General features: G+C 49.6%; 13 protein-coding genes. 8 read left to right on the plus strand and 5 right to left on the minus strand.

Annotated features, from left to right (window positions below; translation table 11 throughout):
• Positions 1–19 precede the first annotated feature (19 nt).
• From F457_RS0102470 to F457_RS0102495, 6 genes are all read left to right on the plus strand, one after another.
• Entirely contained in the window at positions 20–4,558 is a 4,539-nt protein-coding gene (locus tag F457_RS0102470) for a coiled-coil domain-containing protein (protein ID WP_018979550.1), read from the plus strand.
• Between the two features lie 118 nt (positions 4,559–4,676).
• Positions 4,677–5,366, plus strand: a complete 690-nt coding sequence (locus F457_RS0102475; RefSeq protein ID WP_026294109.1) for a metallophosphoesterase — start codon at positions 4,677–4,679, stop codon at positions 5,364–5,366.
• On the plus strand, positions 5,356–5,661 hold the full coding sequence (locus F457_RS0102480; RefSeq protein ID WP_018979552.1) for a chorismate mutase: 306 nt from the start codon (positions 5,356–5,358) through the stop codon (positions 5,659–5,661). The genes F457_RS0102475 and F457_RS0102480 overlap by 11 nt, the downstream gene beginning before the upstream one ends.
• A 114-nt stretch (positions 5,662–5,775) precedes the next feature.
• Positions 5,776–6,159: a hypothetical protein gene (locus F457_RS0102485; protein ID WP_018979553.1), complete on the plus strand. Its 384-nt coding sequence runs from the start codon at positions 5,776–5,778 to the stop codon at positions 6,157–6,159.
• Positions 6,152–8,344: a pyrroloquinoline quinone-dependent dehydrogenase gene (locus F457_RS0102490; RefSeq protein ID WP_018979554.1), complete on the plus strand. Its 2,193-nt coding sequence runs from the start codon at positions 6,152–6,154 to the stop codon at positions 8,342–8,344. The genes F457_RS0102485 and F457_RS0102490 overlap by 8 nt, the downstream gene beginning before the upstream one ends.
• A gap of 164 nt (positions 8,345–8,508) precedes the next feature.
• Positions 8,509–9,789, plus strand: a complete 1,281-nt coding sequence (locus F457_RS0102495) for a citrate synthase (RefSeq protein WP_018979555.1) — start codon at positions 8,509–8,511, stop codon at positions 9,787–9,789.
• Positions 9,790–9,819: 30 nt separating this feature from the next.
• Here the strand turns inward: F457_RS0102495 and F457_RS0102500 are convergent, their stop codons facing one another.
• On the minus strand, positions 9,820–10,056 hold the full coding sequence (locus tag F457_RS0102500) for a hypothetical protein (protein ID WP_018979556.1): 237 nt from the start codon (positions 10,054–10,056) through the stop codon (positions 9,820–9,822).
• A gap of 197 nt (positions 10,057–10,253) precedes the next feature.
• Here F457_RS0102500 and F457_RS0102505 point away from each other — a divergent pair, with 197 nt between their 5' ends.
• Positions 10,254–10,994, plus strand: a complete 741-nt coding sequence (locus tag F457_RS0102505) for an orotate phosphoribosyltransferase (RefSeq protein WP_018979557.1) — start codon at positions 10,254–10,256, stop codon at positions 10,992–10,994.
• A gap of 27 nt (positions 10,995–11,021) precedes the next feature.
• Positions 11,022–11,867: a glutamate racemase gene (gene murI / locus F457_RS0102510; RefSeq protein WP_018979558.1), complete on the plus strand. Its 846-nt coding sequence runs from the start codon at positions 11,022–11,024 to the stop codon at positions 11,865–11,867.
• On the opposite strand, the gene F457_RS0102515 is transcribed toward murI, so the two are convergent.
• The 4 genes from F457_RS0102515 to aroC form a co-directional block, all read right to left on the minus strand.
• The gene (locus F457_RS0102515) at positions 11,864–12,811 is read right to left on the minus strand and encodes a polyprenyl synthetase family protein (protein ID WP_051081277.1); all 948 of its coding nucleotides are present in this window, start codon (positions 12,809–12,811) and stop codon (positions 11,864–11,866) included. The two genes, murI and F457_RS0102515, sit on opposite strands and share 4 nt — an antisense overlap.
• A gap of 313 nt (positions 12,812–13,124) precedes the next feature.
• Positions 13,125–14,147, minus strand: a complete 1,023-nt coding sequence (locus F457_RS0102520; protein ID WP_018979560.1) for a ribonucleotide-diphosphate reductase subunit beta — start codon at positions 14,145–14,147, stop codon at positions 13,125–13,127.
• A gap of 54 nt (positions 14,148–14,201) precedes the next feature.
• Positions 14,202–16,115, minus strand: coding sequence for a ribonucleoside-diphosphate reductase subunit alpha (locus F457_RS0102525; protein ID WP_018979561.1), 1,914 nt, complete (start codon positions 16,113–16,115; stop codon positions 14,202–14,204).
• Positions 16,116–16,363: 248 nt separating this feature from the next.
• Positions 16,364–17,458 carry a chorismate synthase gene (gene aroC, locus F457_RS0102530; RefSeq protein WP_018979562.1) on the minus strand — a complete coding sequence of 365 codons (1,095 nt, stop codon included), beginning with the start codon at positions 17,456–17,458 and terminating at the stop codon, positions 16,364–16,366.

Below are 17,458 nucleotides of genomic sequence, written 5' to 3' on the forward strand. Positions count from 1 at the left end.
CTAACACACACGGTTTTTCATGACGCAGCACAGGGCAACCATTACCCGTTTGGACATTGCCGGGTTCAAAAGCTTTGCTGATGATGTCCACCTGGACATCCTGCCTGGGCTTACGGGCATTGTCGGCCCCAATGGATGTGGCAAGTCTAATATTGTCGAAGCCCTGCGCTGGACGATGGGAGAAAGTTCAGCTCGCGCTCTCCGTGGTGGTGAAAGTGATGACCTTATCTTTGCTGGAACGGGCGCTCGTCCATCACGTAATGTTGCTAAGGTCACGCTTTCACTTGATCATGCCCAAGGCCTCGCTCCCGCTCCTTTTGAGGAAAGTGATGAACTCAATATCTCACGCCAAGCTGAACGTGGGCGCGGGAGCACCTACCGCATTAATGGCCAAACTATGCGGGCACGCGATGTTCAAACGATTTTCGCAGATCTTTCCTCTGGGGCGCGTAGCTCGTCCATTATCAGCCAAAACCGTGTCAGTCAGCTGATCGCCGCTAAACCGGAAGAACGCCGTGCACTCCTTGAAGAAGCCGCTGGAATCACAGGGTTATATGCGCGACGTCGTGACGCTGAATTGAAACTACGCCAATCAGAAAGCAATTTAGAACGCGCTGAAGATAGGCGGCAACAGCTCACCGAGCAGCTGGATGTTCTTGAAGATCAATCAACGCACGCACGGCATTATCGCTCTCTTTCTGAGAAAATTCGTGAATCAGAGCTTCTTTTACTCACCGCACAACATGCTCGTGCTCAAAAATCGATACAACAGCACCAGAAAAACCTTTCTCAAATTCAAGACAAACTTCATAAAACAGAAGCACAGGTTCGCGATGCGGAAAAATATTCTGCTGAGCAAAAAGAAAAAGAAGAAAGCTATCAACACCATATTGAAACACTTCGCCCCGCTATTGAAGAGCTTCGTGTTAGCATTCAGGTCGCCCAAAAAAGCCTAGAACATTCGCAGAAAACCGAACAAGAAACGGCTGAACGGCTTGCACAAATTGGAAATGACCTACAACGCCAGAAGAACACGCGCGACCAACTCACCGCACGCAAAGATGCCCTTGTATCCGAGATCAATACTCTGAAGGAAAAAGAAGCTCTCTTTCCTGAAAAGCAGGAGACACTCCGTGAAGAACTTGAACGCCTCTCTCATGAGCAAGCGGACAAGCAACGTTCTTACGATGAGCTCACTGCTCAGTACAATAAAGAATATCTCCAACACGAAACGCTAAAAAGCCAGCTGAAGGATCGCAACCAACAGCTTAAAAAGGAACGTACTGCGCTCCAAGAGCTTGAGAACGAACACGAAAAAATTCACCAAAAACAGGCTGACTTTCCGTCGCTGCATCATGCTTCTCAGCAAGCAAAGGAAGCCCGCGACCAAGCACAGCATGCCCAGCGAAAACTGCAAGAGGCACAGTCCAGTCACCAAGAATGTGTGGTGGAGGCGAAGCTTGCTGCTCAAGCTCTTAAACAAGCCGGAGAGCAAGAAAAACAGCTTAAAACACGCCTCCATGGTGTAAAGAGCCATCTGGAAAAACTCGAGGAACGCCGCCAGTCGGACGCAACGCAACGCCAAATATTGACAGATTCTCTGCTTTCAGATGAGCAGAAGCACCTTATGGAACACACCATACGCGACGCTAAAAAAACGACCAAAGAAGCGGAAGAACGCGAGAAAACACTCTTCCAGAAAAAAGAACAGGTTGAGCAAGAGTGGCTGACTAAACGCGCTGGGCATGAAGAATGGCAGCGCAAGCACACCGCCTTAACCGAAGAGATTGAACGCCTCACCCACGCTCTACCTCAACAAGAAAAACGTTATCAACATGCTCTTGATGCCATTGAAAAAATGAATCAAGAACCTCTCTCCGCTCACGATGTTGAACAAGCTGAGAGCAACTTCTCTTCTTTAGAGAAAGAGCTTTCCTCCCACAATAAAACACTCTCCAAAGCCCAAAATGAGCTCACGCAAGCACAACGTCATGCGGAGAAAATACGCCAAGAAGTTATGCGGCGGGAAGCGGAACTAGCGCAACTCCAAGGCGAATGCGAAGGTCTCCGTCAAAGCCTTGGAGCCAATGAAACCCAAACACCAGACCCTGTTATTGACCATATCCAAGTTCCTGAAGAGCTTACGCGTGCCCTCGCCTGCGCTTTGACAGAGGGACTGGAAGCCTCACTGTCTCCCCTCCCACTTCCACCTTCAAGCAATCACGAAACATTGCGCTATTGGCGGGATCTACCGATTTTATCGGCAGATGGCGTTGCTTCTTTACACCCCTTGAGCGCGTATATGACCGCTCCAAAAGTGCTCTCACGTGCTCTTTCTTCAGTCTTCTTGGTAGATGACCCGAAGCAGGGCGAAACACTCCAATCCCAGTTAGCTCCAGGGCAAAGCCTTGTCTCACGTGAGGGGCATGTATGGCGCTGGGATGGATTTGTTCGTAGTCATAAAGCTCCATCTGCCGAAACGATACGATTAGAGCAACAGCAGCGCCTTCGCAGTCTTGAAAAAGAAATTAAAACCATAAAAACAGCCCTGACCGAAGCACAGGAAAAATTTACTACCAGCCAAAAAACGCTTGTATCATGCCGCACGCACGTCGCTACGCTCACGCGACAGCATCAGCAGCTTAAAGAGAGCCATGGTAAAGCCCATCTTCAGGCGCAGGAACTGTCACGCCGGTTCTCTTTCCATCAAGAACGGCTTACGCTAGCCCACGAACAGCTAGAGGAGCAGAAGAACGCCCTTCAAAGCCTTAAAGAGCAGCGACAACATCAAGAAAACGCTCTCACGCATTTTCCCAAACAACCACATGATGCGCTTCGCCTCGCGGAAGAAGCCACACACTCTATACAAGAACAGGCACGGCAAGCTCGCGATGCTTATCAAAAACGTCAGGAAGAACTTCATAAAGCTGAACGCTCTTACGAGCAGGCCCTTTTGACGCATAAAACGACGCAAGAGCGTCTCACGGAATTAAAGCTCTCTGACCAGAGGCTCTCTCAAGAAATACGCTCCCAACAGGGAGAGCATAATGAGCTTCTTGAGGAGCAGAAACGTCTTGATGCCAGCACCTTCCATACCCGTGTCGAACAAGGTGACAGCTCACTTTCTGAGGCTGCGGCACAGCTTCAACAGGCCGAACAGGCTTACAAAGAAGCTCAACAACATGCTGACCAACTGACACAGCACTACACACAATTAGAACGTGAGCTCACAGCCCTAAACACCCAATCTGACACTATTGGGCAGCGTATTGAGACGCAGAAAAAAACACTCTCCCATTCAGAAGAACAAACTACACGGCTAGAACAAGAGGCAATGTCCCTTCCAGTTCTAGAAAACACACAACGTGCGGTGACTGAAGCGCAGCAAGCCCTTGAAACGGTACGCACGCACGTACAAAAAATGCACCAGCAGCATGCGCAGCTAAAACAAGAGGAACAGAGCTGTCATGCGCACTATGAAGCTCTTCAGCAGCAACATAAAATGCTTGAAGAAACATTAGACCATCTTCATGAAGAAGAAACCGCGCTCTTGCAGCGGCAAAAAGAACTTCTTCCCTCCCCAGAAAATAGTGAGAACAGCCAAACTGCCCTAGAGAAAAATATAACGCTCTCTTCCGAAAAACTCACGAAACTAGAAGAAAAGATGGAACAGAACCGCAATGCTCTAGAAGCATTGCGTAAAGACAAAGACCAACATTCTGCCCATCGACAACATGATCATCAACAGCGCGCCCAATATGCTGCAGAAGTTATCCGTATCAAAGAGCGTCTGGAACAAGCCTATTCCGCATATGATACGCTCCGCCACAATGCGCCTCTTCCAGAAAAATCCCCCACATTAACGGATGTCACTGCACAGGCCGAGCAACAGTTCCGGCGGAATGTAAGGCGCTTTACGCAGGAACGCGAAGCGCTCGGCCCTGTTAATCTATGTGCTGAAGAAGAATTTCAGAAAGCTCGTAACGAATCAGATCATTTGCTCAAAGAACATACCGAGCTTACCACGGCTATTGCGCGTCTTCGCGGTGGGATTGGAGCTATTAATCGACAAGGGCGCTCAAAACTCACAACGATCTTCACAGAGATCAACCAGCATTTTCAGTCTCTTTTTGAGCGTATGTTTGGAGGTGGGAAGGCGCATCTCGCCATGGTCGGAAGTGACGACCCATTAGATGCTGGGCTCGAGATTTTTGCGCAACCACCAGGAAAAAAGTTATCAACCCTTTCCCTGCTTTCTGGCGGCGAACAAGCATTGACAGCTCTCTCTCTGATTTTTGCCGCGTTCCACTGTACACCAGCGCCGATTTGTGTGCTGGACGAGGTAGATGCTCCTTTAGATGATGCTAATATTGAGCGCTTCTGCCACCTTCTAACCGATATGACGAAACAGACAAAAACACGCTTTTTGGTGGTTACCCATCATCAGCTCACCATGGCGCATATGGATCGTCTTTTTGGCGTTACAATGCAAGAAAGAGGTGTCAGCCGTCTGCTCTCTGTTAACTTAGATGAAAGTATCAAGATGGCTAACGGTTGACGATTACGCCCTGACATCAGACAATCAGCACCTCCTGTTAACAAACCGGATAACCAAGACAGCCGGAGCCGTGAAAGATCGACCTATTTTTGCCGAACCTACACTTTGCGAATCGGTATTGACCCGCATTCGCCAGCATGGGCTGCGCGTTGTGGGAGACGTGCATGGTGATCTCAACGCCTTTCGGCACGCCATCGCAACCCAACGTTATGTCTTACAATTGGGCGATCTTGTGGATCACGGCCCCGATAGCGCTGGCGTGCTTGAAGTCATGCTGGATCTTATTGAGACTCAACGAGGGATGTTCGTCCTTGGAAACCATGACCGCAAACTCGGCCGTGCTTTAGAGGGACGACGACTGAGACGCGATCCACCGCTTGAGGAAACACTTAGGCAAATTAGCCTTTCTGCTCAGGATGATCTCGCTCAACGTGCACATGAAGCTATTCGTCATGCACCGGCTTGGCAGCGATTAAATAATATTATTTTTGTCCATGGCGGCTTTCACACAACCATGCTGTCATCGCCACCTCCTCCAACGGGACTGGACGATATGTCTCCTCCGCTTTCCCGTGCGCTATTCGGTGAAACAACGAGCCGTATGCAGCCTGATGGGTACCCTGAGCGCCGCCTAAGCTGGATTAACCGCATCCCTGCAGGTATCACCGTTTATGTCGGTCATGACCGCCGCTCTTATGACGGAAGGCCATGGCACCGTACTGGACGTTTGGGTGGAAAAGCGGTCTTTATGGATCTTGGCGCCGGAAAAGGCGGCCATTTAGCATGGATTGACCTCAATGACTTCTGAGACAGCTGACTTCGCTCTTCAGCAGCTCCGCAACACGATTGATAATATCGACACAGCTCTTATTTGCTTGCTTGCAGAGCGCTTTAAAACAACACAGACGGTCGGAGAGTTAAAAGCGCATTACCAAATTCCTGCGTCTGATCCCGAACGTGAAGCTCAACAAGTTGCTCGTCTTCGTCAGCTTGCTGAAAATGCCCAGCTTGATCCTGATTTTGCAGAACGTTTCTTTTCCTTTGTCGTGTCAGAAGTCATCGCTCATCATAAACGTATCGCTAGCTCTTTAGAGAATGATTGATCTGCTCATATTTTTGTGATCACTCCTTCACGTAAACGTGTTGGATCATAGGTTTTTTTACTTTTTGACGCTCCCCTAATTGAAAAGATAATATTTTCAGTTGTGAGGTCGTCAGTGATTTCTTCTTCTCCCTCCCATCGTTCTCGGTGGAAGGCCGCTCCTATTCTCATAGGAATACTTGCGGCGGTTATTTTGGTCTTTGGCCTTTATTTTGTCATATTAGGTGCAGAGCTCGCGTGGCTCGGTGGTTCTTGGTATTACGTGCTGTGCGGCATCCTCCTTACAGCTTCAGGTCTGCTCATGCTCCGTCAACAAGCACTTGGCGGTTGGCTTTACCTGCTTGCATGGTTTTTAACGATCCCTTGGACAATTTACGAAGTTGGATTCGATTTCTGGGGATGGCTCCCTCGCCTCTTAGGCCCCACTCTAATTGCCATCGCTGTCGCGTTCAGCCTTCTCACACTATCCCGTATCCAGAAAGAAGCACGCCATGCGTAAGAACTTTTTTCTTGCAACACTTCTTGCAAGCAGCGCATCCATCTCCCTTTCAGCTTTTGCACAAATCCCACCATCTTCTGAGCCTCCCGGCCTAGAGCAGCAAGACTCTTCTCATGACCAGCCTTACCATTCCCTGTATCCTCCACCGTTACCAACAACCCCCCAACCGTTAAGCGTCAACCCCGCTCATCTTCCCGATATCAGTGAAATACCTGCTGACCAACTACCAACAATGGCCCCACAACAAGGAGCACACCCCCAAGAAAACGACTGGCCTGTTTACGGGCATGACGACCACCAAAGCCGGTTTTCACCTCTTAAACAAATTACACCTGAGAATGTCGCACAGCTGAAACGTACCTTCATCTATCATACGGGAAGTTTAGTGCCGAAGGGGAAAGCCAATAAATGGGCTCCCGAAACCACTCCAATTAAGGTTGGTTCCTCACTTTATTTATGCTCCGCTACCAATGATATGATGCGCGTTGACGCCACCAATGGACAGGAAAAATGGCATTTTCATTCAGGCGAGAAATATGAAAGCATTCCGTACACAGCTGCCTGCAAAGGGGTAACCTATTTTACCTCCTCCCTCGTTCCTGAAGGCCAGCCCTGCCATAATCGTATTATGGAAGCGACACTTGATGAACGTTTGATTCAGGTTGATGCAGATACAGGGGCTCTCTGCCCAATGTTTGGCCATGACGGGCAAGTTAACCTCATGCAAGGCATCGGATGGTCTGTGCCCGGTTTTGTCGCCATGACGACACCACCTCCGGTGATCAATGGTGTTGCTGTCGTCAATCATGAGGTTCTTGATGGACAGCGGCGTTGGGCTCCTTCTGGTGTCATCCGCGGCTATGACGCCGAAAGCGGTAAATTCGTTTGGGCGTGGGATGTCAATAATCCTGACGATCACCACCAACCTGCACAAGACAAATTCTATAGCCGCGGCACACCCAACTCATGGGCCGCTATGACAGGCGATAATGAACTTGGGCTCGTTTACGTTCCTACGGGGAATTCAGCCGTTGATTATTACAGCGCCTTACGCACTGATGCTGAAAATAAAGTCTCATCCTCCGTCGTTGCTCTTGATGTCAAAACGGGCTCCCCACGCTGGGTTTTTCAGACGGTTCACAAAGATGTATGGGACTATGACATTGGCTCCCAAGCAACGCTATTTGACGCTCATGCACCAGATGGAAGCATCATTCCCGCTCTTATCATGCCAACAAAACGCGGTCAGACATTCATCTTAGACAGACGCACCGGTAAGCCTCTCCCCAACTTCCCTGTCGTTGAAAAAGCAGCTCCCTCGCCTGGTTTTGTGCCCGGTGATACGCGCGCGCCAACACAACCATGGTCTGTTGCTGTACCACGGCTTGGCTTCCCCAAACTCAGAGAAGCTGACATGTGGGGCATGTCGCCTCTGGATCAACTTTTCTGCCGTATTAAATTCCGTCGTGCCGCCTATACAGGTGAATTTACGCCTCCTCGTCTCGATAAACCATGGATCGAATATCCCGGTTATAATGGAGGAAGCGACTGGGGCAGTATGGCCTATGACCCTCAAACAGGCATTCTTCTTGCCAATTGGAATAATCTCCCCATGTATGATGCGCTCGTCACACGCAGACAAGCAGATCATCTTGGCTTAGTATCTATCGACTCTCCGAGCTACAAACCCGGAGGTGGCGGTGCTGAAGGAAACGGAGCTCAAGCCGATACGCCCTACGGCATCATTGTTGCGCCATTCTGGAACCAATTTACTAAAATGATGTGCAACCAACCTCCTTACGGTATGATCACAGCAATTAATCTCAAAACACATTCTGTGCTATGGCAGCGGCCATTAGGAACAGCACGCGCTAATGGCCCTTGGGGCTTGCCAACTGGCATGCCGTTTACCATTGGTACACCCAATAATGGTGGCCCAATCATTACCGCCGGTGGTGTCGCCTTTGTAGCCGCAACAACGGATAATCTTCTCCATGCTATAGATATGAAATCCGGCAAAGAACTATGGCATGATGTTCTGCCCGGAGGCGGTCAAACGACCCCAATGACCTATGCTGTTAATGGACGCCAATATGTTGCCGTCATGGCAGGAGGGCACCATTTCATGGGAACACCTATCTCTGATTCTCTTGTTGTTTATGCGCTCCCTGAAACCACTCATTAAATAAATTTATTTTCCTAGTGTATCATTGCGGTGGAGAGGAGCTTTTCCTTTTCACCGTTTTTTTATTTTGATTTAAAAATGAAAACATTCCATAACCTGTATTGTTCTCAATAAAAAATAGGGCTAGCCTTTTCCCTGTAATAGACCACGGGGATACCCAAAAGATGACGCATCAAAGTCCCGAACTCTCTCTTTCTGTATCTCTACCGATCGTTCAATCGACTATCGGGCCTTCTGGATTTGATCAGCGACATCTCACATCTCAATATTCAACACTCGCTTTTGATCCAGGATTTTCTTCTACAGCGTCATGCTGCAGCGGAATCACGTACATTGATGGGGAAAAGGGTGTTCTGCTCCACCGCGGGTATCCGATTGAAGAACTTGCATTAAAAGCAGATTTCACAGAACTAACCTATCTTCTCCTTTTAGGACATCTCCCAACACGGCCTGAATATGTGTCTTTCTGCCATGAAATGGCTGAGCTTCGTATTCTCAATGAGCAAATCCGTAATTTCTTCAATGGGTTCCGTCGTGATACGCACCCAATGGCCATTTTATGTGGAACAGTAGCAGCGCTTTCGACATTTTATACAGACGAGCTTGATACGAACAATCAAGATCACCGTGAATTCGCGGCCCGTCAGTTGATCGCAAAAGTGCCAACGATTGCCGCTTGGGCCTATAAATATACGGTTGGTGAACCCTTTATATATCCAGAAGAAGAGCTCTCTTTTTCGGAAAATATCCTACATATGCTCTTTGCACGTCCTGGGCGCCGCTATAGTGTTAACCCCGTTCTCGCGCGAGCAATCGATCGCATCCTCATGCTCCATGCCGACCATGAGCAGAATGCATCAACTACTGCTGTGCGTTTAGTTGGCTCCACGGGCGCCAACCCATTCGCCTGTGTTTCCGCTGGGATTGCCGCCCTATGGGGGCCAGCCCATGGTGGCGCTAATGAGGCCGCCCTTGATATGTTCCACCAGATTGGATCCAAAGAAAATATCCCAGCCTTCCTCGCTAAGGTGAAAGACAAAACATCAGGCATTCGCCTTATGGGGTTTGGACACCGTATTTACCGCAACGTGGATCCTCGCTCTAAGTTGCTCCGGACAAGCTTTCATGAGGTAATTGAAACTCTGGGTTTAGAACGTGACCCTCTGCTTGATCTCGCCATAGAACTAGAGCGTATCGCTACGGAAGATGAGTATTTTATCAAAAGAAAGCTTTATCCGAATGTCGACTTCTATTCTGGCCTCATCTTAAAGGCCTTGGGCATCCCGACATCTATGTTCACGGCCCTATTTGCTATCGCTCGAACGACCGGTTGGGTGAGTCAATGGCTTGAGATGACAAAAAACCCCAACGGCCGAATCATGCGCCCGCGCCAAATCTACACGGGCGAAGCACCACGCTCCGTCCCTTCTATGGACGAACGGTAAAACAATATTCTACGTCGTGCTGTAACTGCTTTAACAGTTGCAGCCCCGGGTCGCACCACGATCACGACGCACAATGTGGTGGTCAATCCACTCAGACACGAGAAGCCGTGCTTCTGGAATGGACGATTCAGGGTGATGGATACGATAGAGTGTCGTACAGGCTGAGAAGATCTGCATCTCGCTTTGCCCCATACCATGAAGCTCCTGATACGCCGTAACAACAGCACGTTCGCATTTGCGACCGATATGGCTAATTTCGAGTTCCATCTCTGAGCCTTACTCTCTCAGGTTAACTGGGTATCTCACAAAAGCTGTGAGCTAGGGCGTTCCACCATATAGAAAAACTTATAACTGGAACAAGGTTTTCTTTAACAGAAAGAGACGATGAAACCATCTTTTCTCTACCCCTCTTGCTTTGTAACCGTTAGATGTCTCAAAAGGAACCTCTTTATTTGGAGAAGATAATGACCGCACCTGGCACCTCCTCTCATAGCGGCCGCCACACACAGTGGGACCGCGATGCCGCCTTAACAACAGCTCGCATTCTTCTGGAAATTAAAGCTATTAATTTCCGCCCAGATGAGCCCTACACGCTCACTTCTGGATGGAAGTCGCCCGTCTATATTGATTGTCGGAAAATTATCTTCTTCCCCCGCGCACGCGCCAAGCTGATGGAGCTTGCTGTCGAAAAAATTGGGCGCCATATCGGCTATGAAAGCATTGATGCCGTGGTCGGTGGGGAAACGGCTGGTATTCCCTTCGCAGCATGGATTGCTGACCGTCTCATGACCCCTATGGCTTATGTGCGGAAAAAACCTAAAGGGTTTGGACGGAACGCACAGATTGAAGGGGATGTGCCAGAAAATATGCGCACCCTCCTTGTGGAAGATCTCACAACAGATGGTGCGTCTAAAATCCGTTTTGCCAATGCTCTCCGCCAGGCCGGTGCCATTGTAGATCATACCTTCGTCGTCTTCTATTATGGGGTGTTCCCGGGGGCGCAAAAAACTCTCTCGGATATGGGAATTTCCCTACACTCCCTTTGCACATGGTGGGACGTCTTAGAGGCATGCGCCAATGGTCAGTATTTCTCAGACCAAGACAGCGCTGAAGTACGCCGCTTTTTGGAAGACCCATGCGGCTGGTCACGCGCCCATGGTGGGGTCGGTAGCGCTGAAGAAGCTCTCGCTTTTAAAAAGAGCTGATTCGTCCCTCTAATCACGAAGGCCCCCATGCTCAACCAAAACCCACATATTCTCGTCTTTGATTCTGGCATTGGGGGCATGGGGGTCGTTCAAGCGTTGCGCAGCCTCGCTCCCTCTGTGCACGTAGACTATCTAGCTGATACAGCGCTGTTCCCCTATGGAGAGCAGCCTGATGCTCCTCTGACAGAACGCATTGTCATGCTCCTCAAAGAGGTGTGCCAGAAGCTTTCTCCTGATTTACTCATCATCGCCTGCAATACAGCAAGCACGCTTGCTTTGCCGGCTGTTAGAGCGGCACTTAACCTTCCTGTTGTCGGCTGTGTTCCACCCATTCGTTGGGCTGGCCGGGTCTCTGTCAGTCGCACAATCGGCCTTCTCGTCACCAAGGCCACAGCCCGCAGACCTTATCTGCATGATCTCCATCATCGCTTTGCTGCTGATTGCCGCCTTATCGTTCACGGGTCTGCTCATCTTGCTCAACTGGCAGAGCAGGCATTTCGAGGCGAAACGCCTTCCTCAGAAGACGTTGCCTTTGAGCTGACGCAACTTTTCTCTCAAGAAGGCGGGGAAAAGATCGATACAATCGGGCTAGGATGCACGCATTATACCTTTCTCATGCCCATCTTCCGTCGCCTTAATGCAGCGGCCTCCATCATGTGGCTAGACCCGGCACCTGCCGTCGCTCAACATGCACTCTCTCTTCTTTCGGAGAATTTTGAGCTCATAAGCCAGCCGCCCCAACACACGGCTCCCCAGCGTTGCTTTGTCACCGCCTTCCCAGAGGGGAATGACAGCTTAACGCAACATATTAAATGGTTAGGTTTTGCTGACTGTGTGCTTTTCCCTTTCTCAGAAAAAGCACGAGCCTTTTAGTTAACGCGGTTCACTGTGTAGAGAACAGTCTTCACCAAAAGTGCTTTTAGTTCACTGTCTGGAAAAACTTCCAATGCTTCAGCTGCCTTGTGCGCATAACGCTCTGCTCGCTTCAACGTCGTCTTAATCGCATCTGTCCGAGCGATAATGTCTAAAGCCCGCGGCAAGTCAGCATCAGTCTGCTCGTTGTCTTCTATGACGCGTTTCCAAAAAACACGCTCTTCCTCAGTTCCCGCATCATAGGCGGCTAAAACGGGCAGGGTAATTTTACCCTCGCGCAGATCATCACCGATCGTTTTACCAAGCACTTGCTGATCGGCTGCATAGTCTAACGCATCATCAACAAGCTGGAAGGCCATACCGAGATTGGTTCCGTAAGCTTCCAGAGCTAATTCTTCCTTCTCGGACTGTTCAGCGACCACAGCGCCGACGCGACAGGCAGCGGCAAACAGAGCTGCTGTCTTCCCGTGAATAACCTCCAAATACCGTTCAATAGGGGTTGAGAGATCATTCTGGGTCGACATCTGTAACACTTCACCCTCAGCGATCGTTGCCGATGCCTCAGACAAAATAGCCATGACTTTAAGTGAACCATCTGCCGTCATAAGCTGGAACGAACGTGCAAAAAGGAAGTCCCCAACCAGCACGGAAGATTTATTCCCAAACAACGCATTAGCCGACGCCATGCCACGCCTTAGCGTGCTCTCATCCACGACGTCATCATGGAGCAGTGTCGCCGTATGGATAAATTCAACACAGGCTGCCAAACCGACATGGCGCTGTTGCTCTGCACTTGGTTGATAACCGCACAAGCGAGCCGAGGCGAGCGTCAATAATGGGCGCAGGCGTTTCCCCCCTGCTGCAACAAGATGCGCTCCTAATTGCGGGATAAGTGGAACCGAGCTTTGCATTCTATCAATGATAGCCTGATTACACGCTCGCATATCATCAGCCAGATAGGCTGACAAAACCTTCAAAGCATCCTCTTCCCTTACATTTTCACGACTGACGGTAGAATGACGCGTAGCAAGGGGATCTGACGAGGAAGAAACCAAGGCTCACAACTCCACTCCCTAACCCCTACGATAAGGGTATCAGGGCACATACAAGGAGCCGTCCCATGTCTTTGAAGGAGCAAAGACACCAGACGGCCGTTTTAACAAAGACTTACGCCTACCATATGAGCAGACGAACAGACGGGGTCAAGATCATAGCTCTTATTCCCCGCTCTATTCGTGCGATTTTACCACCAAAACGTTAGTTGAAAACATCACTTTCAAACGCTTCTTCCCAGCTTCCTTGTGTTGATGCACGTGAATATTCTGTTGCACGATTTTCAAAGAAATTCGTATGCTCAACAGCATTCAGCATATCATCAACCCATGGAAGCGGATTCTTATCAATACCATAGATTGGATCCAACCCGAGCTGTGTCAGACGTCGGTCTGCAATAAAGCGGATATAACGCTCAACTAATGTGGGATCCAACCCTTCTACCGGCCCCATTTCAAAAGCCAACTCAATGAAAGCATCTTCATGCTTGACGGTCTGGCGACAAATTTCAACAAGCTCATCACGGAAATCCTGCGTCCAGAGTTCAGGATTCTCGCGAATAAAGGTTCTGAAGAGCCGTATCATGGACAGGCAATGCAATGTTTCATCTCGCACAGACCATGAGACAATCTGCCCCATTCCCTTGAGCTTATTAAAGCGTGGGAAGTTCAGCAGAATGGCGAAAGATGCAAAGAGCTGCAGCCCTTCCATGAAAGCCCCAAAGGCCGCCATGGTCTTCGCAATGTCGCGCTTACTGTTAATGTTGAAGGATTGCATGAAATCATACTTATCCTTCATTTCCTTATATTTTAGGAAAGCAGAATACTCAGTTTCTGGAATACCAATTGTATCCAAGAGATGTGAATAAGCTGCGATATGAATGGTTTCAATGTTGGAAAAACATGAAAGCATCATCAATACTTCAGTCGGTTTAAACACCTGACTGTAATATTTCATATACGCAGAGTTCACTTCCACATCAGCTTGAGTGAAGAAGCGGAAAATCTGCGTTACCAGATTACGTTCTACATCACTCAGCGTACGATGCCAGTCCTTAACGTCCTCAGCCATAGGGACTTCTTCGGGAAGCCAATGCAAACGCTGCTGCGTCAACCATGCATCATAAGCCCAAGGGTAACGAAATGGCTTATAAACGGGGTTTTCAACAAGCAAATTCGCTTCGACTTCTGATTCTGGTGCAGACGGAAGAGGTGCTTGATCTACCATCATTTAGTTCCTTCGCATTCCTATAACTAACACTTATCGCTTACCAAGACCGCCTTACTGGCAAGACAAGCATTCTTCATAACTACCCGCCCCTGTTTCATTATGGCGCGGTGTTGTCTGTGGCAGATGATCGTCATCACCTTCCATGATGTCTTTCTTCGAGGCCATATTAGAAACCGTATCTGCCCGCTGAATGGACAAAGAACGGCAGTAATAAAGAGATTTTACGCCCTTTTTCCACGCCTCGTAATGGATACGAACAAGGTCACGCTTATGCACATCTGCCGGCAAAAACAGATTGACAGACTGTGCCTGACAGATAAATGGCGCGCGATCTGCTGCATGCTCAATCACCCAGCGCTGATCCAGCTCAAAGGCTGTTTTAAAGACGTCTTTTTCATCCTGAGACAAGAAGTCCAGATGCTGAACAGACCCCTTCGTTAACGTGATAGAAGACCACACTTCCTCATTATCACGGCCATGTTTTTTCAGCAGCTGTGCCAAATGACGATTGCGCACAGTAAAGGAACCCGAGAGCGTTTTTTGCAGAAAAACATTCGCACTAATGGGATCAATCCCAGGGCTCGCATTACCAGCAATGATGGAAATAGACGCTGTCGGAGCTACGGCCATCTTATGAGAGAAGCGTTCCATAATGCCATATTCTTCAGCATCTGGGCATGCTCCACGCGTCTGTGCAAGATCCTTAGACGCTTGATTGGCCTGTTCAGAAATATGTTTGAATATTTTCTTATTCCAGACCTTTGCCATCACACTGCCAAACGGCACCATCTTGCTTTGCAAGAAGGAGTGGAAGCCCATCGCACCCAGCCCAACAGAGCGCTCACGCATCGCAGCATAACGAGCATGATCCATATGGTTTGGCGCGTTATCAATAAAGTCCTGCAAGACATTATCAAGGAAGAGCATCACATCAGCAATGAACTGTGGTTCATCTTTCCACTCATCCCAATATTCGAGATTGAGGGAGGATAAGCAGCATACTGCTGTCCGGTTTTTACCGTGATGATCAATCCCTGTTGGCAGAGTAATTTCAGCACACAGATTGGAGGTTTTAACCTCAAGCCCTGCCAAACGATGCTGTTCCGGCCGCGCACGATTCACCGTATCTGAATAGATGATATACGGCTCGCCCTGCTCCATCCGCGCTGTTAGAAGACGGATCCACAAGGCTCGGGCTGAGACCTTGCGAATCACGCTATGGTCTTTAGGAGAAATCAGAGGCCATTCTTCATCCTGCGCAACAGCACGCATGAAGTCATCAGTCACCAATACGCCATGATGAAGATTCATCGCCTTACGGTTCGGATCCCCACCTGTGGGACGACGCATCTCAATAAATTCTTCAATTTCAGGATGCCAAATTGGCAGATACACCGCTGCTGAGCCACGGCGCAAACTCCCTTGGCTGATGGCCAATGTCAGACTATCCATCACCCGAATAAAAGGAATCACACCCGACGTACGCCCATTACGCCCGATGCTCTCACCGATAGAGCGCAGGTTGCCCCAATAAGAGCCAATCCCGCCACCTTTAGCGGCAAGCCACACATTCTCGTTCCAGAGCTCAACGATGCCTTCGAGGCTATCTTCTGATTCGTTGAGAAAGCAGGAAATGGGCAAACCACGATTCGTCCCACCATTGGAAAGAATCGGCGTGGCCGGCATAAACCAATGACGCGACATATAGTCGTAAATCCGCTGGGTATGCTCAGCATCTGCTCCGTAACGAGACGCCACACGGGCGAAAAGCCCCTGATAGGTTTCCCCCTCAAGCAGATAGCGGTCATCCAACGTCGCCCGCCCGAAAGCCGTCAGACGCTCATCGCGCGACGGATCAATCTTTACAGGGTGACGTCCAGGAAGCTGCACGACACTCTCAAACAGCTCTGGTTCAACAGTTGCGGACGTCGGTTGAGACGTTGTCCGGGTATCGTGAAAACTCATGGTAACAAACCCCTGTCAGGCTCTTTTAATTGTCGGTAAGTGACCCCTTCATTCCCATGAGTTGAGGGGACTTCGCAAGCAAACTCTTCGCTTGCAAATTTGAGCAAGCTATGCCTTGGGAAACCACATATATGGCTAATTAATTTAATATTGCACTATATCTTGTGTGTTATCTACTCCCCGTCTCAAAAGGGGAGCACCTTAAAAAGCTCGTTTTTCCAACTGGTTGGGAGGGCAGATGGCCGCCCTCACCACCCACATTGTGCATGATGACGCAGAAGATGATCCACAACTGTACACGCAACCATAGCCTCTGCGACCGGTACTGCTCGCACACCGATACAAGGGTCATGACGCCCTTTAGTTTGAACTTCCACAGGAGCTCCCGTCCGATCAACACTCGGAACAGGGATTAGAATCGAACTTGTCGGCTTCATAGCCATCCGCGCAACCAAAGGCTGACTCGTCGAAATGCCTCCAAGAATCCCGCCGGCATGATTGCTCGCAAAAGTTGGTACTTTTGCATCACCCTCAGCAGGATACATCGGGTCGGCATTGTCCTCGCCTCGTAATTGAGCGGCGTGGAAGCCTTCCCCTATCTCAACACCTTTGGCCCCATTAATGCCCATTAAGGCACTGGCCAGCTCAGCATCCAGCTTCCCATAAACGGGTTCCCCTAAACCCGCCGGCACGCCTTCTGCCACAACCTCAAGCGTTGCCCCGATGGAAGAGCCAGACTTACGAACACGGTCGAGCTCTGCACTCCATTGTGGAAGAATTTCTGCATCTGGACACCAAAATGGGTTGCGTTCAATCTCACCCCAGTCCCAACGCTCACGCTCAATGCTTAACGACCCGATAGACGTCAACGCACCACGTATCGTAAGATGTTTTCCAACAAGCTCACGCAGAACGACGCGCGCCACCGCACCGGCAGCCACGCGCATAGCCGTTTCACGTGCTGAAGACCGTCCGCCGCCACGATAATCCCGAATGCCATATTTCAGGTCATACGCGATATCAGCGTGACCAGGGCGATAACGCTGCGCAATCTCACCATAATCACGCGACCGTTGATCGGTATTCTCGATCAACAAAGAAATAGGCGTTCCGGTTGTCTGTCCTTCAAACACACCGGACAGAATCTTTACGCGGTCTGCTTCTCGCCGTTGTGTCGTAAAGCGCGACTGCCCCGGCCGACGTCGGTCGAGCCAAGGCTGAATATCTTCCTCCGATAGCTTCAGGCGAGGAGGACAGCCATCAATGACACAACCAATGGCCGGACCATGACTCTCGCCCCAAGTGGTCACACGAAACAAACGCCCAAAGCTATTATCAGACAC

Source organism: Saccharibacter floricola DSM 15669 (genome assembly GCF_000378165.1).
Lineage (GTDB): Bacteria > Pseudomonadota > Alphaproteobacteria > Acetobacterales > Acetobacteraceae > Saccharibacter > Saccharibacter floricola.